General features: G+C 32.3%; 17 protein-coding genes and 4 pseudogenes. 15 read left to right on the top strand and 6 right to left on the bottom strand.

Features of this window, described 5'->3' with window-relative positions; genetic code table 11:
* Nucleotides 1–297 precede the first annotated feature (297 nt).
* Nucleotides 298–3,111, top strand: coding sequence for a dynamin family protein (locus COL05_RS06295; protein ID WP_142337373.1), 2,814 nt, complete (start codon nucleotides 298–300; stop codon nucleotides 3,109–3,111).
* A 99-nt stretch (nucleotides 3,112–3,210) separates the two neighbouring features.
* Here the strand turns inward: COL05_RS06295 and COL05_RS06290 are convergent, their stop codons facing one another.
* The 3 genes from COL05_RS06290 to COL05_RS06280 form a co-directional block, all read right to left on the bottom strand.
* The gene (locus COL05_RS06290; RefSeq protein WP_098667979.1) at nucleotides 3,211–5,130 is read right to left on the bottom strand and encodes an LTA synthase family protein; all 1,920 of its coding nucleotides are present in this window, start codon (nucleotides 5,128–5,130) and stop codon (nucleotides 3,211–3,213) included.
* A 395-nt stretch (nucleotides 5,131–5,525) separates the two neighbouring features.
* Nucleotides 5,526–6,863 carry an NAD(P)/FAD-dependent oxidoreductase gene (locus tag COL05_RS06285; protein ID WP_098667978.1) on the bottom strand — a complete coding sequence of 446 codons (1,338 nt, stop codon included), beginning with the start codon at nucleotides 6,861–6,863 and terminating at the stop codon, nucleotides 5,526–5,528.
* 260 nt (nucleotides 6,864–7,123) lie between these two features.
* Nucleotides 7,124–7,921: a cell wall hydrolase gene (locus COL05_RS06280; RefSeq protein WP_098667977.1), complete on the bottom strand. Its 798-nt coding sequence runs from the start codon at nucleotides 7,919–7,921 to the stop codon at nucleotides 7,124–7,126.
* A 287-nt stretch (nucleotides 7,922–8,208) separates the two neighbouring features.
* Between COL05_RS06280 and COL05_RS06275 the strand changes: the two genes are divergently transcribed.
* The 9 genes and pseudogenes from COL05_RS06275 (at nucleotide 8,209) to COL05_RS06235 (ending at nucleotide 14,252) form a co-directional block, all read left to right on the top strand.
* Nucleotides 8,209–10,050: a S8 family peptidase gene (locus COL05_RS06275; RefSeq protein ID WP_098667976.1), complete on the top strand. Its 1,842-nt coding sequence runs from the start codon at nucleotides 8,209–8,211 to the stop codon at nucleotides 10,048–10,050.
* Between the two features lie 177 nt (nucleotides 10,051–10,227).
* Nucleotides 10,228–11,214, top strand: a complete 987-nt coding sequence (locus tag COL05_RS06270) for a phosphatidylinositol-specific phospholipase C (RefSeq protein ID WP_098667975.1) — start codon at nucleotides 10,228–10,230, stop codon at nucleotides 11,212–11,214.
* Between the two features lie 31 nt (nucleotides 11,215–11,245).
* A pseudogene (locus COL05_RS06265) lies at nucleotides 11,246–11,359 on the top strand (GntR family transcriptional regulator); the annotation flags it as partial.
* Nucleotides 11,360–11,572: 213 nt separating this feature from the next.
* Entirely contained in the window at nucleotides 11,573–11,764 is a 192-nt protein-coding gene (locus COL05_RS06260; protein WP_098667974.1) for a hypothetical protein, read from the top strand.
* A gap of 37 nt (nucleotides 11,765–11,801) precedes the next feature.
* Nucleotides 11,802–11,945 (top strand): annotated as a pseudogene (locus COL05_RS06255) (bacillithiol biosynthesis deacetylase BshB2); the annotation flags it as partial.
* Nucleotides 11,946–12,003: 58 nt separating this feature from the next.
* Nucleotides 12,004–13,437 (top strand): MocR-like pyridoxine biosynthesis transcription factor PdxR, encoded by a 1,434-nt coding sequence (gene pdxR / locus COL05_RS06250; protein ID WP_098667973.1) that lies wholly within the window; start codon nucleotides 12,004–12,006, stop codon nucleotides 13,435–13,437.
* Between the two features lie 33 nt (nucleotides 13,438–13,470).
* Nucleotides 13,471–13,557 (top strand): annotated as a pseudogene (locus COL05_RS06245) (holin); the annotation flags it as partial.
* Nucleotides 13,542–13,805, top strand: a pseudogene (locus tag COL05_RS06240) (LrgB family protein); the annotation flags it as partial. The pseudogenes COL05_RS06245 and COL05_RS06240, both read left to right, overlap by 16 nt.
* Nucleotides 13,806–13,826: 21 nt before the next feature.
* On the top strand, nucleotides 13,827–14,252 hold the full coding sequence (locus tag COL05_RS06235; RefSeq protein ID WP_098667972.1) for a YfmQ family protein: 426 nt from the start codon (nucleotides 13,827–13,829) through the stop codon (nucleotides 14,250–14,252).
* Nucleotides 14,253–14,274: 22 nt separating this feature from the next.
* Here the strand turns inward: COL05_RS06235 and COL05_RS06230 are convergent, their stop codons facing one another.
* Together COL05_RS06230 and COL05_RS06225 are read right to left on the bottom strand one after the other, a co-directional pair.
* On the bottom strand, nucleotides 14,275–14,688 hold the full coding sequence (locus COL05_RS06230; RefSeq protein WP_142337374.1) for a CBO0543 family protein: 414 nt from the start codon (nucleotides 14,686–14,688) through the stop codon (nucleotides 14,275–14,277).
* The gene (locus COL05_RS06225) at nucleotides 14,651–15,829 is read right to left on the bottom strand and encodes a DUF2515 domain-containing protein (protein WP_098667971.1); all 1,179 of its coding nucleotides are present in this window, start codon (nucleotides 15,827–15,829) and stop codon (nucleotides 14,651–14,653) included. The genes COL05_RS06230 and COL05_RS06225 overlap by 38 nt, the downstream gene beginning before the upstream one ends.
* 289 nt (nucleotides 15,830–16,118) lie before the next feature.
* Here COL05_RS06225 and COL05_RS06220 point away from each other — a divergent pair, with 289 nt between their 5' ends.
* The 4 genes from COL05_RS06220 to COL05_RS06205 are packed head-to-tail and all read left to right on the top strand — an operon-like array spanning nucleotide 16,119 to nucleotide 19,472.
* Nucleotides 16,119–17,105, top strand: coding sequence for a UDP-N-acetylglucosamine 4,6-dehydratase family protein (locus COL05_RS06220; protein ID WP_000932596.1), 987 nt, complete (start codon nucleotides 16,119–16,121; stop codon nucleotides 17,103–17,105).
* The gene (locus COL05_RS06215; protein ID WP_098667970.1) at nucleotides 17,102–18,013 is read left to right on the top strand and encodes an SDR family oxidoreductase; all 912 of its coding nucleotides are present in this window, start codon (nucleotides 17,102–17,104) and stop codon (nucleotides 18,011–18,013) included. The genes COL05_RS06220 and COL05_RS06215 overlap by 4 nt, the downstream gene beginning before the upstream one ends.
* A 25-nt stretch (nucleotides 18,014–18,038) precedes the next feature.
* Complete coding sequence (locus tag COL05_RS06210; protein WP_098667969.1) at nucleotides 18,039–18,359, top strand: DUF6572 domain-containing protein; 321 nt, start codon at nucleotides 18,039–18,041, stop codon at nucleotides 18,357–18,359.
* A gap of 48 nt (nucleotides 18,360–18,407) precedes the next feature.
* Nucleotides 18,408–19,472 (top strand): undecaprenyldiphospho-muramoylpentapeptide beta-N-acetylglucosaminyltransferase, encoded by a 1,065-nt coding sequence (locus COL05_RS06205; protein ID WP_098667968.1) that lies wholly within the window; start codon nucleotides 18,408–18,410, stop codon nucleotides 19,470–19,472.
* A 99-nt stretch (nucleotides 19,473–19,571) separates the two neighbouring features.
* Here COL05_RS06205 and COL05_RS06200 read toward each other — a convergent pair whose 3' ends face one another.
* Nucleotides 19,572–22,292 carry a sensor domain-containing phosphodiesterase gene (locus COL05_RS06200; RefSeq protein WP_142337372.1) on the bottom strand — a complete coding sequence of 907 codons (2,721 nt, stop codon included), beginning with the start codon at nucleotides 22,290–22,292 and terminating at the stop codon, nucleotides 19,572–19,574.
* A gap of 404 nt (nucleotides 22,293–22,696) precedes the next feature.
* Here COL05_RS06200 and COL05_RS06195 point away from each other — a divergent pair, with 404 nt between their 5' ends.
* A complete protein-coding gene (locus COL05_RS06195) occupies nucleotides 22,697–23,086 on the top strand; it encodes a VOC family protein (protein WP_098667966.1) in 390 nt (129 codons plus the stop codon).
* Nucleotides 23,087–23,109 lie beyond the last annotated feature (23 nt).

The raw sequence follows: 23,109 nt of genomic DNA, 5'->3' as shown, positions 1-23,109 counted from the left end.
TAAAGTTTCACTTTATTAGGGAAGGGAGTTTTGCATATATATTCGTTATAAATTGTTTTTATAATATGGTTTATATAGCTTTTTTTTGATAATGTAATGCAGGCGGTTATAGTGTTATTAAGTTATTAGGAACATTTAATGCTGTTTCATAACTGAAAGGGAATTGAAAAAAAACTGAAACTTTTCTCATAAAAATTCAATCTTACTTAAAAAATGAAAGGAAAATGAAATTTTCCAAAAGATATTCTTTGTTAAGATAAAAAGCATACATACAAAAAGTATTGACATATCTTAAAAATGTATTTTCAAGATATAGTGGGGGAAAAGATGAGAGTAGAAAAACAATTAATAAAAAAGATGTATTATGAAACATTCCTAATGGAGAATGAAACAAAACCACCGCTTGACGTGCTTGGAGAAGTTTATGTAAACGAAGAACGAAATGAGATTTCTGATGGATCTTATATTCGTTTTGCACAAGGTGAATTTTATTATCGCCATCAAGATTTTGAAGCAGCTATTTTTAAATGGGAGAAAGTTAATAATGAATTAATACCATGGGCACAAAAAAATATTGCGGATGCTTATTTCGAGCTTAATCAATTACCAGTTGCTGAAAATGTTTATACTTCCATTACTACTGATAATATAATATTGATGACAGAAATTAGACTACAATTACTTTCTCTTTACATAGAGCAAAATAATTTTGACTCTGCTTTCGCTGTTATTAAAGAAGCAGTTGCTTTAAATCCGGATTATCCAAATGTCACAAAAATTGCCCGTTCTTTTTATGAGGAGCAGCAAGATTTTGATAGTGCAGTAGAGCTTGCTGTGAATGAGTTAATCCGAACAGAATCTTATCCGTGGTTTGAAGTTTTAAAAGGATATATCGATAAAAGATTTACTAAACATATTTCACCAGATTATTTCTATGAAGTATTAGTTACGTTAAATAATGTAGATCAAGTACAATTTACGCAACTGGTTTCATCACTTTGGAATAGTTATAAAAATGAACAAAATTATTTATTATGGCTTAACACAATAAATGAATTTTTCTTACATATTGAAATAGAGTCGTCCGATATATGGGACAAAATTTCTTCTCTTTACGAAGAAACGTACTTTGAATTAATTCAAGGTCAATATATGCTTAAACAATTGCACGATATCATTCCAAACTTGTTAACAAATTGGCTAAAGGTAGTTAATCCGTCATATGCTGTATTTCCATCTGCCGCTGTATTGGCATGGGATGAGATCTTCCCATCCAAAATAGATTCAGTAAATATAAAACATGCGGAAAACCTGTTGTTATATTCTATTAATCATGTGAATGGCTTAGAGTATAGTTTGCATCTTTTTGAATCTATTACAGAGTGGGCACAAAAGCATAATATAGAAATGGGTCACCGATTTAGATGGTTAGTTGGCGAGCTCGCAGATTTAAGCACAAATCGTATTTTAGTAACGGGAACTTCAGGGAACGGAAAAACTACATTTATTAACTCGATATTAGGAGAAAATATAGTAGAAAAATCAATTTCAAACGTAGTAGTTTTAAAAAATGATAGTCATGCAAAAATTAACGCCATAACAGACTCTGCAATTACAACAACGGAAGATATCTCTGATTACCATAATATGATGTCTCAGCACCATCAAACATATAGAGATAGAGCATGTGTTGAATTTAAATTACCATGTAGATTTTTAAATGAAAATAAACTTACATTTGTAGTTACACCTGGATTTAATAGGAATAATGACACTAGGGATGAGGTATTTGAATATCTAAATTCAGTGGATGAATTATTGTTTGTATTGAATGCGGATTCACCGTTTACTGATAAAGAGCGTGATATTTTATTAAGCATTCAAGAACATACACCAAATTTACAAATTCATTTCTTATTAAATAAAATAGATAACATTTACAGTGAAGCAGAAGTGAAAAGAGTATTACAAGATACGGCAGCGAGAATAAACACATATTTCCCGCAAGCGAGAATTTTTCCTTATTCTTCGTTATATACAAGTAGTCAACAATTAAATGAGTTAACTGAGTTTATTCATTTTAACTTTAATCATAAAAATATTGATGCAGAACGTACTGAAAAGCTATTGTTCTTCATCCGAAAAACAATCACATATCTTTTAGATAAACGCGTTGAAAAAGAAAACAATCTCGTGGATGCTATTAAGTGGAATGAAGATATGCTAGTGAAACTAAACGGTAGTATTAATAATTTTACTGTATTTGAGAGGGAGAAAATTCATTTCATTACACAGTCATATCGTACAATGAAAACGGAAATTACAAATGATCTTACTGAAAATATACCGAAGATATTACAGAGCTGTTCTGATTTAATGAGTGAAGAAAGTGATTTCGGTCATATGGATACGGAACTAAATAAAGCAATGAATGAAAGAGTGCATAAATATTTAGAACAAACTGTATTACCTCATCTTGCTCTTTCTATGCAAAATTGGATTGCAACTTCTCATAATGAGCTCCTTCAAAGTCAGTCTTACTTAGAAGAACTTAGTGAAGGACTTAATTCTTTATTTGGAGAAAATCGAATCCAGTTAGAATGTGACTTTAAAGTGCTTGACGATTGGCGCAGAGATGCTGACAGAATGACGACTAGCATACAAATGGATGAAGTAAATATTTTACGTCGATTTACGCCAGCACAATTTTTACTGAAAAGTGCCGGTAAATTATTTGGAGTTCTTCCTAAAAATAAAACTATGCTGTATAACAAATACAAACAGCATGTAGAAAATGAAGATTATACCGAGGTAACGGATTCTATTATGAAGAAATTTTTCTTGCAATTTGAGCTATTTGAAAACACACAAGAGCGAGATATTCATATATTCTTTAGGAATCCATTTAACTGTTTGAAACAAACTGTAGAAAATATGCAATTAGAAATACAAGAAAAACAAGAGCTGTTACATAAGATGAAATCAAATCCTGAAGTCTATCATGACTCTATCATGCTCTTTGAACTGAGATTACGTCAATGTGAAGTGATTTTACATATAGGTGATGATTATACTTATGCAGATGTAACTTTAGAAGCAAGTGCAGAATAAAAGTAAAATATATGAGATTTTTTATTTGAAATGGCATCACGTGTTAGAAGAGAATAAAAGGGAGCAACTGTAATGAGTTGCTCCCTTTTCATATTTACATTATTTTTCTGTTTCTTTAATTTTAGTTTGTACTTCGCCAGTTTTCATTTTATTACTTTCTGAGAAACGTAATAAATCGCCTTCAATAATTTTGTCAGACATTCGTAATTCATTTTGTGCACGCTTAATGAGTGCTTGTGCTTCATTTTTGGGTAAATCTACAATTTCACCTGTTATGCGGTCATAGAAAGTATTGTTTGTATATGCATACTTGTCTGTAACGAAGCTACCATCACGTAAAACAACAAAACCAGTATATTTATCTGAAAACATATCATGACCAAAACGAATATCGTTCGTAGTATCAATCCCTAATAAATTGAGAATAGTAGGTTTTATATCGATTTGGCCCGTAGGTTTTGAAATCGTTTCACCTTCTGTTTGTCCAGGGATATGAATATATAAAGGTGTACGTTGTAAATTTAAAGTGTCAAATTCTGTTATTTGATCTTTTTCTAAAAACTGTGCCATTGCACGATTATGTTTTTCAGAAATGCCATAATGATCACCATATAAAACAATAATAGAATCATCATACATTCCCTCAGCTTTTAAACGCTCAATAAATTTTTTAATGGATTCGTCTAAGTAACGTGCTGTTACGATATAACGATCAAATACGCCATTACCAGAGTTGTATGGTTCAATGAATTTTGTATCTTCATCATACGTAAATGGATAATGGTTTGTTAAAGTAAGGAAACGAGCGTAAAATGGTTGATCAACAGTTTTTAATATATCTACTGATTGATCAAAGTACTCGATATCTTTTAAGCCCCAATTTAAATTTGTTTCAGGTGTAATTTTGTAATCAAGTTCATTATAGTAACGATCATAACCGAGAGCAGAGTACATAATGTTACGATTCCAAAATGTTGCATTATTCGCATGGAATACAGAAGTGAAATAACCTTGCTGACGTAAAATTTCTGGAGTCGCAGTATAATCATTGTTACCGTGTGTGAAAAATACAGCTCCTCGATTTAATGGATACAACGACGTATCGATTAGAAATTCAGAATCGGATGTTTTTCCTTGCCCAGTTTGGTGGAAAAAGTTATCAAAGTAATAGCTTTCATTTATGAATTCATTCAAAAATGGTGTAACTTCTTCTCCGTTCACTGTTGTGCCTATTAAAAAGGTTTGTAAGGATTCAAGAGTAACAACAATTACGTTTTTTTCTTTCGCTACACCAAACATGTTAGGATTCGGTTCACTTTCGTTTGCCTTCACGTAGTTTTCTGTTTCTTGTAATTTGCTACTATCAGCAAGTGCCTTTTGTGATCCTGCTTTTACTTGCAGTGTTAAATCATATACTTGATGAGTGTATAGTCCTAAATTTTTAACAAGCATAACTCGGTCAAATGATCTTGTTAACAGTTCAGGGCGTTCTTTTTCTGCAAGATGTAGATTTGCAAAAAATACACCAATCGTTAAGAGAAAATATAACAAACGTGCCGGATGAGTTACACGTCCTGTTTGGAAGACTAGTGCCTTCTTCTTTAACAAAATAAAGAAGAAAATAATGTCTACGAAAGCGAGTATAATTTTATAGTTCAATATTTCTAAAATACTGCCGCCTAATTGACCAAAGTTTGATGTTTGTCCAAGTACTGGTAACGTTACGAAATCACTATAAAAATCATAGAACATTACATTCCCAACGAGTACGATTGTTAATAAGAAATTAATACATAGCGCTATATAATTTCGCTTTTCACCGGTTGCAAATAATGCTAATCCGACAAAAGCTAATGATGTAGCGAGTGGGCTAATAAATAAAATAAGCTCTTGTGTAGAAGACTCAATTTTTAAATCAAAACTGAATCTTGTAATAAGATATGTTTTTAACCATACTGCTAAAGCAATTATTAAAACAAAGCTTATATTTTGCATTTGTAAATTAATTTTATTTTTCATTGTTACATCTTCTTTATACAATTTATTTAACTTATGTTATATATTATATTTTCATAACTATATGAGTATAATTAACCATTCAGCTTATGCTTTCTAAAGGTCATAATATGAAGTATTCATATACGTACAATGGGGAATTTTAAAGCATAAATCTATTTTTTAGAACAGAGCAGAAAAAGTCATGACTGTAGTAAAAAATACTTATAGACATCCTAACATAATAAACACTATGATGATGTTACAAAATATCGAACAAATGAAAGGTGAAATGAATAGAGGTTTTTAAAACTGTTGACATTCAATTTATTAGAATTGAATGTCAATAGTTATGTTAAATATGTATCGCGTAAAATCCTGATTCTTTGTGGGGAAATAGTAAGCTATTACTATGGAAATTAAATGTGAGATAAATATTTTCCAACATACAACCCACTTGCAGCAGCTTGAGATAAGGAATGAGTGACACCGGAACAATCTCCAACTAAAAATAGTCCATGTACACTTGTTTCAAAAAAGTTATTGATTTTTATCGTAGGAGCATAGAACTTTCCGTCAATTGCATATAACAAAGTATCTTTATCAATCGGTTCTTGGATAAATTGTTCTAAGCGTAATAAAAACTCTTTAAGCCCTTCAATATATAATGGAGGAATTTCTGCATGCAAATCGCCATAATCTCCTTGTAGTGTAGGATGTATACGGTTATGTTTCATGTTGTTCTCTGTTGTCGGTTGTTTATTTAGTAAGTCCTCTAAGCGCTGAATAACAATCCGATCTCGTCCTTGGTTAATGTTTTTAATAATTGAACTTGCGTATACATTTGCTTCTTTGAGAGTCGAAAAATAGCGCGGGATAAATAAAGTGAAATTTAAGTTAGGTGTGCCAGTTACTTTCTCGCGAAAATTTTGACCGTCAGGCATAACTAAACCTTCTTCGTACTTTCTAATAATGCGTCCTTTCGGATTCATACAGTACGTAGTTGCAGTGAAGTGTTCATGCTCATAAGAAAGTTTAGTCTCAAATGTATCTTTTAATATAGAACGTAATTGGTTTTCGTTCATCTCTACTCTAATCCCTAAATCTACACGAGTTTGTTCCTGAGAAATATTGAGAGAAGTGCACATTTCTTTTAGCCAATCCGCTCCGGAACGTCCAGTTGCAAATACTAGTTGCTTAGATTGAATGGTTCCTTCATTTGTCTCTATTGTAAAATGATCTTTCTGTTTCATAATATGATGTACATCTATATGAAATTGTATATTTATTTTCGTAAGTAAAAATTCGTAGAGCTGCTGAAAAATGTCACTTGAAAGGGTAGTACCAAGGTGCCTTACTTCTGTTGTTAGCATCTGTAAACCACACGCTTTAGCTCTCTTATTGAGAGTTGGATTTTCTGTAGAATATTTTGAAACAGAACTTCCTCCGAACTGACATAGAATTTCATCTACTTCAGTCATGAGTTGTATAAAGCCCTCTTTACCGACTTTTTGCTCGAGTTCTCCCCCAAATCCGTTTGTATAATTAAATTTCCCTTCAGATTTTCCTAAACCGCCAAACCCAAAATATTTATCACATGTAGTACAAGTACACACTTTTCCTTCGTCTAAAGGACAATGACGATCTTCTAGTGCTTTACCTTTATCAAGAAGTAAAACCTTTTTGTTACTTTTAGCTAGTGAATAAGCCATAAAAATGCTACTTACTCCAGCGCCGATAATTGTAACATCATACATATTCTTTCACCTGCTAACGAATAGTTTGTTTTTATTTCTTTAGTGTATAACAATTTTATGAAGTTAAGAAATAGCTTGTATTAATAAAGAGGGAGTTTTTGAACTCGATGCTTCTTTAATTTTTCGGAGTGATGAAGTAAATACAAATGTCTTTATTTAAAAGAAGAAATAGTTTTCAAAGATCACTATGTCATATGGTAAATAAACTCTTACATATAAAAAAACAGACCTTTTAAGTGAGAAGGCCTGTTTTTTATACGTTATTTAGCGAAGACGTGGTTACCGATTACTGCTACTGTTTGACGTGTCGTAATCCATTTGTCTGTTGATGTTTTCGGATTATAGAAATAAAGCCAGTCGGAATGTATTCCATTTGTGGAGATAGCCTCTTCTACTGCCATTTTTGCTTCTGGGCTTGCAGGATGATTAATTCTTCCATCTGTAACAGGAGTAAATGCATAGCCGTGTTTAATAGGTTCATAAATAACACCTGTTATTGTATTTGGAAAACCTTTTGCGTTTAAACGATTTAGTATAACCTTTGCTACAGCTACTTTACCTTTATAGGATTCGCCACCTGCTTCAGCGGTAACTAAGCGTGCCATTAAGTCTTTTTCTTTTTCTGAAATGCTTGAGTTAATTTTTAAATGTTGTCCTGTATAAAGCTTGTTTCCGATTGTATTGTTAATTTGTTTTATAGATTGAACGGTAACGTTGTAACGCTTTGCTATCGTTTCTAATGAATCTCCCTGTTGTACTTGATAAATAATTTGTTCAGAAATGTTCGTAGATTGTGCGTTTTGACGAACGGTGATTTCCTTTGAATTCGTGGACCCTGGAATATGTAACTGTTCACCAATAAAAGTTTGATCGTTTCCTTTATTGTTAGCCTGTTTAATGGATTGTATTGAAACCCCGTATTGTTTACTAATGCCCCAAAGTGTATCATTCTTTTTTACTGTATGAATGGTAGACGCCTCAGCTGTACTTTGATGACATACGAATGTAATTACAGCTGCAGATAAAGGGAGTATATGTTTTATTTTTAATAATTTCATTATAAATCCTCCTAGGAAAAATAAGGTGAAACTGTTAAGTAATGTAGTTCAGAACTCCTATATTTAATATCTTAATGTAAGTATATTAACACATAAGGAACAAACAATCATCATAAGCTTCTTATTTATGTAGTGTAGAGTCCGAATATGAAATATTGCATATGAAAATACATTGAAGTTCATATTGCTGATTACTATAATCTATTTAGTAGAAAGGGGATATGTTATATAAAAATCATAATAGATTAATATAATAATTAAATGTTATTAATAAGAGGAGTGATGTAATGAGTATATTTAAAAGAATATCTGTTTCAGCTGTAATCATTTCAACATTTTTAGGAATAGGGGAAACTGTCAATATTGTAAATGCTGATTCTATAGAACAACAGAGTAAATTAGGGATAGAACAAGAAACAGATAAGCAAATCATTGTAAAATTCAGAGCAGATTTGAAATTGCCATATGAAGATGGTATTGAAAAACAAATACAATCTCAAACGAACGATAAAGTACTAGAAGATTTTTTTGCAGAATATCCAGATGTAACATTTAATCGTTTATTCACATCTGTAAGCCCAGAACAAATACAAAACCTTGAAGTGAAAGCACCTAATAATGTATCTACAAGTTTATCAAACTACTATATTCTTCAAACTCAAAATGGTGAGCAGGAAGAAGAACTAGTAGATAAGTTAAAGATATCTTCTTTAATAGAAGATGTGTATGTGAAGAAACAAGAAAAAATAACGCCACCGGAAGTACAACCATTAAGTGTATCTTTTAATCCTAATAACAATCCTAGATATAAAAAACAAGGTTACCTTGATGCGGCACCATACGGTATTAATGCGCCTTTTGCCTGGGGAGTCCAAGGTGGTAATGGAAGTGATATAACCTTTGTTGATATGGAATATGGATGGCTATTAAATCATGAGGATTTAGTACATCAAAATATTGAATTAATGTCTGGAAGAAATATAGATCAGCATGTTGGACATGGAACGTCTGTACTAGGGATTGTATCCTCTGAGGATAATGAGGTTGGGAATATTGGGATTGCGCCAAAAGCGAAAACGAAAGTGATTTCTCAAATAAGAGATAACGGACAGTATAATACAGCTGATGCAATATTAAGTGCTGTAAATCAGTTAGAAGCTGGGGATGTTTTATTATTAGAGGCACAAGCTTCCTTTGATGGATATGGTGATAAATATTTACCTGTTGAAATACAACCAGATATCTTTGATGCGATTCGTGCTGGTACAGATAAAGGTGTTGTCATTATAGAAGCTGGAGCAAATGGGTGGAATGATTTAGATCAATTTAAAGATAGAAATGGTAAACAAGTCTTAAATCGAAATAGTAAAGATTTTAAAGATTCAGGTGCAATTATGGTAGGCGCGGGCTCTTCCTCTTTCCCTCATGAGCGTATGTGGTTTTCAAATTATGGAAGTCGGATTGATGTGTACGGTTGGGGAGAAAATGTAGATACAACTACAGCCGAGCAAAGTCGAAGTGCTGTAAATCTTTATACTTCAAGCTTTAGTGGAACATCTAGTGCTTCACCCATTATCGCAGGAGCAGCGACTTTAGTACAAAGCATTGCTAAAGAAAATTTAGGACAACCATATAGACCAAGTGAATTAAGAACGATATTAAGTAATCGTAACACTGGAACGAAATCTAAAGATCCATCTTCAGATAAAATTGGTGTTTTACCAGATTTGAAGTCTATACTAGTAGATTTAGGATATGAACGAAGAAAACCGAACGGTGGGAATGAGTTACAAGTAACAGAAAATGAAGCAAATAATGAACTCAGACAGGCAAATAAAGTCTCCTTTCATATACCAATGAAAGGAAAACTAGATAATCGTGATAAGGTAGATGTATTTACTTTCCAAATTGACTCACCAGAAAATATTAATATTTCTCTACTAAATGAACAAAACATTGGAATGACATGGGTACTTCATCATGAATCCGACTTAAACAACTATGTAGCATATGGTGAAAATGAAGGGAGTGTAGTTAAAGGAACTTATCATGCAAAGCCAGGTAAATATTATTTATATGTCTATAAGTATGAGAATAAAGATGGTTCATATGTATTGAACATAAAATAAACGAAAGGAACTTCAGATGAAGTTCCTTTAAATATTTCTAATTCAGTATATATGAATGCTTTTTTAACTTTACTTCTATGCAATATTTCATATTAATAAAATGTTATTTATTTTTTATGAACTAACTTATATTATATTCAATAAGTTTGATGTGAAAAAGAAAAAGGAGGAATAGTAGTGAGCAATAATAATTTTATTTTGAAATTATTCATATGCATTATGATATTTAGCACATCTTTATTTGCTTTACATGATAAGCGAGTTGTTGCAGCTAGCTCTGTTAATGAGCTTGAAAATTGGTCAAAATGGATGCAACCTATACCTGATAACATCTCATTGGCACGAATTTCAATTCCGGGAACACATGATAGTGGTACGTTCAAATTACAAAATCCAATTAAGCAAGTATGGGGAATGACGCAAGAAGATGATTTTCGTTACCAAATGGATCATGGAGCTCGTATCTTTGATATAAGAGGACGTTTAACAGATGATAATACGATAGTTCTTCATCATGGGCCATTATATCTTTATGTAACACTGCATGAATTCATAAACGAAGCGAAACAATTTTTAAAAGATAACCCAAGTGAAACGATTATTATGTCTTTAAAAAAAGAGTATGAGGATATGAAAGGAGCAGAAGGTTCCTTTAGTAATACGTTTGAAAAAAATTATTTTGTTGATCCTATCTTTTTAAAAACAGAAGGAAATATAAAACTTGGAGATGCTCGTGGGAAAATTGTGTTGTTAAAAAGGTATAGTAGTAATGAAAAAGGAGGATATAATAATTTTTATTGGCCAGATAATGAGACATTTACGACAACTGTAAATCAAAATGTAAATGTAACAGTGCAAGATAAATATAAAGTGAGTTATGATGAGAAAGTAAAATCTATTAAAGATACGATCAATGAAACGATGAACAATAGTGAGGATTTAAATCATCTATATATTAATTTTACAAGCTTGTCTTCTGGTGGTACAGCATGGAATAGTCCATATTACTACGCCTCTTATATAAATCCTGAAATTGCAAACTATATAAAACAAAAGAATCCTGCAAGAGTAGGCTGGATAATGCAAGACTACATAAATGAAAAGTGGTCACCATTATTGTATCAAGAAGTTATAAGAGCGAATAAGTCATTAATAAAAGAATAAAGATGATGAGAGTAAGAAGCGATAACATACGTCGATTCTTATTGAAAATACAGTGTATCTTGTAAACGGAACAATTATCGAGTTATTTCAATCGATGTTTCATTATGAAAAGACTAAACTTTTAAGTTGGATTAATTTCAAGTGAAAAATGCGTATAATTAACAATAAAAAAGCAACTGATCCTAAGTGATTAGTTGCTTTTTTATTGTTAAAGTGGATGAGCAAAAAAACACAAAAGTGGTTGGTCCGTTTTTTATAAACATCTATTATGATAAGAGAAGAAAGGTAGTATATTATCAACATTTTAAAGGGGAAGTTCATTATTAAAATAGATTGTCTGTAGAGAGGTGAAAATACAATGATTTTTGCAATTTCACTAGTCGTTATTATTGTAATTGGATCGCTGTTTGGGACCGTGCTAGTTGCACGAAATGTGGAGGAGAATTACGGCAAGTCTACAAAGAGAAATGTGAAAAATTTATCAACTATTTATATTCTCCTTCTTTTCGTACTACTAGTTGGGGTAATGTGGTATGCGGTAGTGATTTAATCGTTTTGAAAGAAAAAGGTTAATATTGTATATGATGGGAGCATTGCAAGTACATGCCTCTCAATTTGCGAAGAAAGTAATGGAACTGAAAAGAGAGTATGAAGATGGTGTACCAAAAACAGTCGAATGGTTAGAAGAAGAACCGTTTTGGATATATCCATTTAAGGATAAGAAAATGTGACTGATTCATACTATGATTACTTGACTAAGGGATAGTTCGTTTGAGGGGGGACAACAGGGTGGAATGGAAACCAAATCGTGCAGATAAGACGCCTGTATATAAACAAATAGCGGATTATATTGAAAGGGGTATTTCTTCAGGTGAGTTTCCTTCTGACAGTAAGTTACCTTCTGAGCGTATGTTAGCGAAAGAATTACAGGTGAATAGGAGTACGATAGTAGCTGCGTATGAAGAATTAAAATCACTTGGAGTAGTAGAACGGCAAAAAGGAAGCGGAACACGGGTGAATACAGACATATGGGGTGTTTCACATAAACGAATACCAAACTGGGGTAGGTACGTCGAGGATGGGTCGTTCTTACCTAACGTACCACTCGTTCAACAAATTAGAACGGAAACACAAAAAGACGACTTAATTAATTTAGCGAGTGGTGAATTGTCACTAGAATTGATTCCGAGCGATAGATTCCGAACGATTTTGTCGGAGAAAACATTTATGGAAAACCTCGGTTATGACCATCCACTTGGGAATGAAATGTTGAGAAAAACAATTGCAGCACATGTTCAGCAATATAAACAAATTGAAGCAGATTCAAATTCTATCCTTATTACATCTGGCGCACAACAGGCGCTTAACCTTATCGTGCAATGCTTATTAAAACCAGGAGACGCGATTGCAATTGAAGATCCGTCGTATTGTTTTTCATTGCCGATGTTTAAATCTGCTGGCTTAAAAATATTCCATCTACCTGTTGATCAGCATGGCATGAATCCAGATGACTTAATTGATTTGCATAAAAAGCATCGTATTCGCATGGTATTTTTGAATCCAGATTATCAAAATCCAACGGGAACTGTGCTGTCATTAGCAAGGCGTAAAAAGATTTTAGAACTGTCTTCTGAATTTGGTATACCGATTGTAGAAGATGATCCGTATAGTTTAACTTCATTTAATGGAGAAGTGAATCCTACATTAAAATCAATGGATCAAAACGGGAATGTTCTTTATATAAGTTCATTATCAAAAATTGTTGCATCAGGATTACGTATTGGCTGGGTAATTGGCCCTACGCGTGTAATAGAACGTTTAGCGGATGCAAAACAGCAAGTTGATTTTGGCCATAGTGTATTTACGCAGTGGGTGGCAAATCAATTTTTAGAATCAGAAGATTTTCATACACATATTACAATGCTCCGCAGACAATTGAAAGAAAGAAGAGATGTGTTAGTCAGAAAGCTTGAAGAAATATTAGGGGACCAGGTTGAATTTTTTGTTCCAGAGGGTGGAATACATTTATGGTGCAAAGTGCAAGGAACATTTGGTGAATATCACTTATTAGGCGAATCTATACGAAATGGTGTAGCGTTTGTCCCGGGAAGTGTTTTAGGTACTAAAAATGAATATATTCGTTTTACTTTTGGGAGAGTAGATGTCGAACAAATTCAACTGGGAATTACGAGGTTTGCGGAAACGTTACATGAGATCTCATGATAGTGATGCGTAATATTGAAATGAGGGAAAGAAATGAAGTACGTGGCGCTTTTACTGCAAGTAGGCGTGCTATATGTATTTAGCTTAGTTGGTACGTGGATTCAGGGAGTATTCCATCTATGACTTCTAGTTTTGTAGTTGTTGCAGGAATAACAGGTGCTATTATCGGACCAACAGTACTTAAGTTTTTCCGAATAACAAGTACGATCGGAAAAGGAGTAGGAATGGGCTGCGCATCACATATTATCGGTGTGAGTCGTCTCGTGAAGGAAGGCGAGAAAGAAGCGACAATCGGTTCGGTGACGATGATTGTAACTGGAATACTTATTAGTATATTCATACCGTATGGAACGAAATTTATATTTTAAATTATAATGGAGATGATGAAAATGACAACATGGTTTATAGTTACATTATTTATTTTTGGAGCTATTAAAGTACTTGTTTCTAGTATGCCGACTTCTGTTGTAGAATCAATTATTAGTAGATTTGAATTACATCAAAAACTTGAGGAAGAGAATACCTCTATATCGATAGATGGAAAGAATATAGAGGGAGAAATGAAACGACAAGTTATTCATGAATTTAATGAAGCTTTATTTTTAGATAAACATTATTTCCCACCACATGGTGAAGGAACACCACTTGTTATTGATACGAAGAAAGGGAATAAAGAGATTAGATTTTCTCTATATAGTCATGAGGAACATGTTGATGTAATCAAGCAATATAAGAAGAAAATCGTTGCTTATCGTTTACGTTCAAAAAGTCTTCAAAATCCTACATCATTAGCAATAACTGAAGATTATGCTTAGGAAGAGATCTATAATGGTCTCTTTATTTTTGTATGAAATGATATACTTTCCAAATAAAAGAAAAGAAAATCATATAGCCGAATAAAGAATATGTATGATTCCAATCTATACTATGAATAAAGAAACCGAAACTTTCAGCAACCTGTTCAAAAATGCTAGCACAAATACCTATTGAAATAATAAGTAGACTTCTAGAAATTGTAGATAATGTTTTGGAAATTTGTATAAAAACAGTTGTTAAAATCGGTAGTACAAACAAAGTAAAGCCAATGTTAACTGAAAATATGGATGAGAATGGTCTAACGGGAAAGGAATAGATTTGGTTCGCAACAAAGAAAGCATCTAAGCAAGTTCCGATAATAGAAGAGAGTAAGATTGTAACTGCTAATGCTAGAAAATCATTCTTCTTCTCGAAGGAGGACGTTTTTCTTTGCAAGAATGGCAAGTTCAATTTTTTCGAGTGTTTTACAGTAGTCTTCTGTAATTTGTCCATTTATATTTTCCTCCTTATCTACTAAGTAATTTACAACTTGCCAGTCCGTAAACCAATCTTCATTGTCAACTTCTTCATGCTTCATATCTCGCCATGCATAGATGAGTGCAGGACTGTATATACGATAAGCACCACTACGCAACTGGCATTTCTTTATTCGACGCTTATAAAAATCACGGGAAAAAGATTCATTGACACTTGAAAATAAATGAGGCCAGTAATCTTTCCTTGATCCTGTATGCGGATGGTGCTGGGCCCAGCTTATTATTTGAGATAAAACATGTGTGTCTCGAAATAATAATGAATACAACCTTTTTCCAATTAAGATTCGTTCGTGTAAGGAAGTGAAATGTTTCATTGTATCACCCAATAGTAATACTTTGTGTTTCTTATCATTTTCGTAGAATGGGAAAATAATATGATTAAATTGAAAGAAATCAAAGAGTTTAAATCCAATACTATTAAGTACAGTCTTTTTAAATTGTATATTTTGAATCACTCTTTTTTCTAAGTAGTTTTGTTCATTAATAATAGTTGCAATGGCTAATGTTTTTTTGTTACCTGTTTTCCAAAAATCGTTCCACATTGTTTCCATAAATGTAGAAACATTTAGGTGAGGGAGAAGGTGAAATAGCTTTTGTGCTCTTTTTACACTTTGTTCATAAAGCAGAAATTGAGGATATACATCTTGGAAAATAAGCCAATTCCCTCTTTCTAAAAAAGAAAAAAATGTGATTTGCTCTTTTTCTGATAAAATTTTCGTATATAAATCGCCCTTCAAATCAGTCATATTCCAACCGCCGTTACGTGATACCATATGCCCAAGTAGTGCCCAATGTATTTCTGGATATTGAATGTAAAATTGGTAGTATGCGCGTGTTCTTGTCACATTATTTTTATTTAGCTGTTCTGTTTGTATTTTTATGTTGTTGATGATGATTTGCTCCTCTTTCGTTAATTTATACATCGTGCCAGAATGAATGAGCTTGCTTTTTTGTTTCAATTCATTTTTTACATCGAATAGGGAGAGAGGCAGGGCTTGGGAAGGTCCGTTATATGTATGGTTTGAATTACTTCGGTACATTCCATTACCTCCCTTTTTCATAAAATTAAACAGGATTACTGGTTATGAATCATTCTATTTATTTTATTACGAGTATAAGAAATAAATGAGCGGTGTTTTTTACAAGAATTTAGCTATCATGCAAAAAGTATAAAAAATCTTACTGTTGTAAGGTGAAATAAAAAACAGAAACTATGTTTAATAGTTTCTGTTTTTTATTTTTGTCAATTAAATGTAACAAACGATGATTATGATTTAAATCAATTGAAAATAATTCAATAAATTTTATGGTGTGGTAGGAGGAAAAGAAATGCTAAATAAAATAATTTTAATTACTGGTGGTACAGGTTCGTGGGGACATGAACTTATAAAACAACTATTAGAAAAATCACCGAAAGAAATTAGGGTTTTTTCAAGAAATGAAACGATTCAGTTTGAAATGCAGCAACAGTTTATAAATGATGATAGATTAAAATTTATTATTGGAGATATTCGTGATAAAGATCAACTAGCATATGCTTGCCAAGGTGTACATTATGTATTCCATCTTGCAGCTTTAAAACATGTTCCAGTATGTGAGTATTATCCTTATGAAGCTATAAAAACCAATATAAATGGTACGCAAAATGTAATTGAAGCATCTATACAGATGCAAGTTGAGAAAGTTATATATGTTTCAACGGATAAAGCAGCTGACCCATCAAATACGTATGGGATGACAAAAGCAATTGGTGAGAAGTTAATGGTTCATGCGAATAGGCAAACGAAGAAAACAAAATTCATTTGTGTCCGTGGTGGAAATGTTTTGGGGACGAGCGGAAGCGTGGTACCACTTTTTAAAAAACAAATCAAAAAATCTTCACAAGTAGGGATTACCGATGCAAATATGACTCGATTTTTCTTAACGATTGAAGATGCTGTTGGATTGTTATTTAAAGCCTTATATCAGGGGAGAGGTGGAGAAATCTTTGTTATGAAAATGCCGGCATGTAAAATAACAGATTTAGCAGAAGTGTTAATTGAAGATTCGAAAAAGGGAAACGTGAAGGTAAAAGAAGTAGGGATAAGACCAGGGGAAAAATTAAGTGAAATGCTTTTATCTGAGGTGGAGAGTAAAACAAGTATAAGTTTTGATCAAAATTATTTTGTGGTACTACCGACTATTCCTATAGAAGGGCTTCAAGAATATTATGCTAGCTATCCGCTTGTGGATGTGAAGAGTTTTAGTTCTCAACAAGACTTACTTGCAAAACATGAGGTGAAACAAATGTTATTAAAAGGAGGGTTTTTACGATGAAAAAAAATGCGAGCCTTTTAATAACTGGTGCAAATGGTTTCACAGGACGCCATGCTTGCCAATATTTTTTAGAGCAGGGCTTTCATGTAATTCCTATGTTTCAAAATCGTGCACATAGAGAAAGCATTGGGAATGGTATTACTTGTAATTTAACTAATAAGAGCGAAGTAATGAGGATAATGAAACAAATAAAGCCAGATTATGTATTGCATTTAGCAGGAAGGAATTCGGTCATAGAGTCTTGGACAGCTGCTCTTGAATATGTAGAGGTTAATGTAATAGGAACATTATATTTATTAGAAGCAATTAAGCAAGAAGCACCTCATTGTAGAACATTGGTTATAGGATCTGCTTTGCAAGCAGATTGTATGAGCAACATAAAAATTTCAAATCCATATAGTTTAAGTAAAACGATGCAAGTCATTATTGCAGAGGCGTGGAGTGAATTCATGAATTCAAATATTATCATTGCAAAGCCCACGAATTTAATTGGTCCAGGAATATCGAATGGCATTTGTTCGATTCTCGCAAAAAAAATGATAGATATAGAATCAGGTAGAAGTAAAGCTGTTATTGAAGTAAACAGTTTAAAAGATAGTAGGGATTTTTTAGATGTACGTGATGCAGTTAAAGCGTATCATGTGTTATTACGAGATGGGATAAATGGAAAGCAATATAATATTGGTTCAGGAGTGAAACGATCTTTATTAGATGTACTAGAACAATATAAGGAATTAACACGATTGAATTTTTTTATAGATGAAACAGAGAAAAGTGGGAGCGAATCAAATGAGAGTTTAGTAATAGAGGATATAAGAAGGTTAGGGTGGATCCCAGAAATTCAATTTCATCAATCATTAAAAGATGTACTTGAGTATGTGAAGTGCAGTGACATTCGCATTCAATGAAAAATAAAAAGGGTGTAAGAAATATATGAATGGCTATAAAACAATAGATAATCAAAATACGCTAGTTCTTTTAATTGTTGATATGCTGGACTGGAAAAATGAAGAAGAGCATGTTTTGCGTATCTATGAGGCGATAAATAAATGTCGGGCTTATGTGGAAGGAAAAAAGGATGATAGGAAAAATCTAGTAATAAATACGGGAACTAGGCTTGTAATCCAAGTCTTTGCTCAGTATGAATGTAGTGAGTATGGAAATGATTTTTATGATCTCATTAAAGACTTTTTGCAAGATATAGGATTTGAATTAAATGTTTATATAAATAATAGTAAGTTTACTTACATTTAATAGATTAGTATAAAACAAGATTTTTAATGATAAAGGTGGATATAAATTATGAATAAAAAGATTCTCTTTACTGGGGGCGGTACAGCCGGACATGTAATGATTAATATGGTATTGATTCCTAAATTCATGGAAAAAGGATGGGGAGTTGAGTATATTGGATCTCAAAATGGAATTGAAAAACTATTAGTTCAAAATGTTAAATACAATAGTATTTCAACGGGGAAGCTTAGGAGATATTGGGATTGGGAGAACTTTAAAGATCCTTTTAAAATAATAAAAGGTTGCATACAAAGTTATAAATTAATGAAACGGATAAAACCAGATGTTATTTTTTCGGCAGGAGGATTTGTTTCCGTTCCTGTAGTAATAGGAGCGTGGATGAATAAAGTACCCGTAATAATACGTGAACCGGACAGTACGTTAGGATTAGCAAATAAAATAGCATTACCATTTACTACAAAACTATGCACAACATTTCCTCAGACAGGAGAAAATGTAAGTAATGAGAAAAAGGTTTATGTAGGACCAATTGTAAGAGAAGAAATTGAGAGGGGCAACGTATTGCGGGGAAGAAGCTATTGTAAATTTCAGCAAGATAAACCAGTATTGTTAATTATGGGTGGGAGTCAAGGTGCTCAATGGATAAATGATATGGTAAGGAGAAGTTTGGAAACATTACTATTAAATTTTAATATTGTTCATATGTGCGGTAAAGGGAAGGTTGATTCATCTATTGGCATGGAGGGCTATATACAATTTGAATATATAGGGGAAGAGTTGCCGCATATACTAAATATGGCGAGTGTTGTAGTTTCGAGAGCGGGTTCTACTGCTATCTTTGAATTGCTATTCTTGAAGAAACCGATGTTGCTTATCCCGTTAACTAACAGTTCCAGTAGGGGAGATCAAGTTTTAAATGCTGAATATTTTTCTCGGCAAGGATATGCGGAAGTTATACTCCAAGACAGAGTAAGTACGAATACATTTATCCATGCAGTAAATAAGTTGAATACAAATAAGGAGAGATACATTCAAAACATGAATGGCTATACGAAAACAAATGATGAGGGGATTCATCAATTAATAGATATAATAAATGAAGTGGTGAAGTAATAGAAATTTAAATAGAAAAAACAAAAGGAAAGAAGGTATCTTCTTTCCTTTTTACTATAGTTGTTCAAATTCATTATTACTTATCCCGATTAACTTGTACTATGGGTGAATCCCACTTTTTAATAGCTCAGTAAATGCATTAATATGAATAGGTTTACTATAATAGTAACCTTGAATAAACTGACATTTGTTTTTTTGAAGGAAATTTACGTGTTCTTTCGTTTCTACACCTTCAGCAATGACAGACATTCCTAATGTATTTGCTAATGTGATGATTGTTTTAATAATTTCCATTCCATCGTCACATGTTTCAGACATTGTAATAAATTCTCTTGGAATTTTTAACGTATCGATTGGATATAAAGGTAAGTAAGCTAGTGAAGAATAGCCTGTACCAAAGTCGTCGATTGAAATGTGAATCCCTAAACTTTTTAGTGTACGCAATTTTATCAATGTTTCTCGCTCATCCATCATCGCAATTCGCTCTGTTAGCTCAAGATCGAGAGAACTTGCTGGTAAACCTGTATTTGCTAATGTAGAAGAAATAGACTTTACAAAATCTTCTTGTTCAAATTCTTTAGCGGATAAGTTTACACCAATTTTTAAATGAGAATAGCCCAGTGTGTGCCAACGTTTCATTTGCTCACAAGCCTGCTCTAATGTCCATTTTCCTATTGGAATAATTTGTAGTGTTTCTTCTGCAATCGGAATAAACTCGTATGGAGAAATAACGCCTAATTCAGGATGATTCCACCTGATTAGAGCTTCTGCACCGATAATTTTATTAGATTCACTATCAACTTGAGGTTGATACAAAAGGAACAATTCTTCATTTTGTATTGCATTTGGTAAGTCTTTTTCTAATCGTAATCGTCTTTCAATTTTCTTAGCGATAACATCATCATAAATAGAGATGGAGTTAAGTTCTTTTGCTTTCGCATCATACATGGCAACATTAGCGTTTTTTAGAAGTGTAGCGGTATCGATTCCGGAATGTGGATAAATAGCGATGCCGATACTAAGTGATAAAGTTAATGTATGCTCATGTATGATAAACGGTTTTTCTATGCTTTCAAATAATTGGTTACATAACTCGAATAAGGAATCTTCGTCAGTATAATTTTCAATTAAGATAGTAAACTCATCACCACCGATTCTTGACAGATGAGTATGTGATGGAAGACAGGATTGGAATCGCTTTGCTACTTCTTCTAATATGTAATCTCCTGACGAATGTCCAAGTGTATCGTTAATTGCTTTAAAGCGATCTAAATCTAAGTATAATAATGCGAACTCACTATCTGTTGTTTTCGCATTTTTGATAACCCTTTTTAATTTCTTATGGAAAAAGGCACGGTTCCCAATTTTCGTTACAGTATCATGGAATGCTAAATATTTTATTTCTTCTTGCTGTTTTTTTAGTGCAGTAATATCTTTCACCATAATATAGCTTCCTGAAATTTGTCCGTCTATCATAATAGGGACGATGGTAACGTATAAAAAATAAGTAAAGCCATCTTTATATTGAGAACTAAGTTGTAAGGATGCCGATTCTTGTTGTTTCACTTTTTCTAATGCAGATGCTAGTTTATGTTTATCTTCTTCTAAAATAATCGAAAAACAAGTTTCACCGAGTAATTCATTCGTTGGTGCTCCCAGTAACATACTTCCAGCTTTATTTACATTTAAGAAGATTCCATTTAAATCAATTGTAAAAATAGGGTCAGGATGATATTCATATAGTGATTTGAATTTTTGTTGTTTTTGAGATAGAGCCTCTGATTTATAAACTAAATCGGAAGTTCGTAAAGTAACTTTTTCTTCTAGTTGAGCATTAAATGCCTGTAAACGTTTTGTTAGGGAATTGTTTTGCAGACGTACAATAGAATGACGAATGAGTACGAAAATAAAAGTCATACAATTTCCTGTAATGAGAGTTGAAGATGCTGTTTGTTCTTTTAATGTAAACCCGATTAGTATTGCAACAGCAAGATAGGGAAATACAACTAAAGCCTTTTTACCTAGTATAGGGTTTACAATGAAATAAATTTTATGGCTATTATGGTCTTCTGAAATAGATCCAGCTATTGCCATAAGTAATATAGGTATTCTATATAAAAGACGTAATAATGTTATCGTTTCAGTCGATAAATGATTATTTAAGTAAAAATAAATATAGTTAAAAGTTGCGGAACTTATTAAGACAAAAATAAAGATGTAAATTTTCCGTTTGGAATTAAAAATTGTTGGACGGAAAAAAAGACTAACACCTAGTAGAAGAAATAATAAATCTGCAATTGGATATAGAAATGAAAGGAAAACATCTCCTAGTGAAAGAGAGAATATATGTAAATTTGGTTGATTAAATAAATACCACTCCAATGTGAATATGGAAGTAAGTACGATGCATATATCACAAATAAAGAACGCTTTTTCCCATTTATCGCATTCTTTTAAAATTTTATAACAGAAAGCGATAAGACAGAAAAATAAGAAAAACATGTAAAACACATCAGAAATAGTAAATCGATGTATTGGAATTTCGAAGAAGCTATCCTCATATGTGTATACTATTTTCCCTAATAAAAAGCTACCAATTGCTATTGTGATACATACCCAAAACGGATTTGAACTAACTTTTTTAGAATATATAGAGTAAATGAGTGATACAAATGTAATGGCTTCAACGATAAGTGAAGCGAAGCGTACATCCGAATTTGAAAAATGAGTAGGGAACAGATAAAAACATATAAAATAGATGGAATAGCATATTAATGTTCCAATTAATATATATAGTTGTAAATTTTTATTTAATTTCAATAAAATCACCTTCTTTAATTATGCACTTTATTCGTAATATCTATACATAATAATATTATTTAAGAATTGTATCAGATTTCCTTATAAAAATCATGTTTATAAGGAAAGTACTGAAAAGTGTAATACTTCTTGAAATTAAAAAAGTATTGTTTTTAATAATATGTACTTCATCAAGATGTTAAATGGGAATTGTATATGTAGTCATCCTTTGAATTTTATAGATTTTTTAATAGTTCGCAAGTGAATATGCATAATTGCATGAAGATAATACATTCAATGTTATAAAGTATGAACTAAACTTTTGTATATATTTATTCTCATACTAATGAGGGATTTCAAAAAGATGTTGCGTATATACAATAATATGTAAGCATGTATAAAATTTTTAGTATGGGAGGAAGAGCATGAAGAACTGGGTAAAGTTTCGAATAGCGCGTCCAACTGATCAATTTGCAAAGGTTATAGAATTCTATGAAAAAGGATTAGGCTTAAAACGTATAGGTGAATTCTACAATCATGAAGGCTATGATGGGGTCATGTTTGGACTCCCAGATGAAGAGTATCATTTAGAATTTACAAGACATATAGATGGGAGCCCATGTCCAGCTCCGACAAAAGATAATTTACTCGTATTTTATATGCGTGAGGATGGTGAAATGAAAAAGGTAAGTAAAAGGCTACATGCATTGGGTTATGACGAGGTCGAACCTGAAAACCCATACTGGAAAGACAAGGGGATAACGATAGAGGATCCAGATGGTTGGAGAATGGTGTTGATGAAATTAGAGGAATAATGTGTAATGATGCTTGAAGTTCA

It is taken from the genome of Bacillus sp. AFS059628 (assembly GCF_002571225.1).
GTDB lineage: Bacteria > Bacillota > Bacilli > Bacillales > Bacillaceae_G > Bacillus_A.
This window is presented reverse-complemented; position numbering and strand designations above follow the sequence as displayed.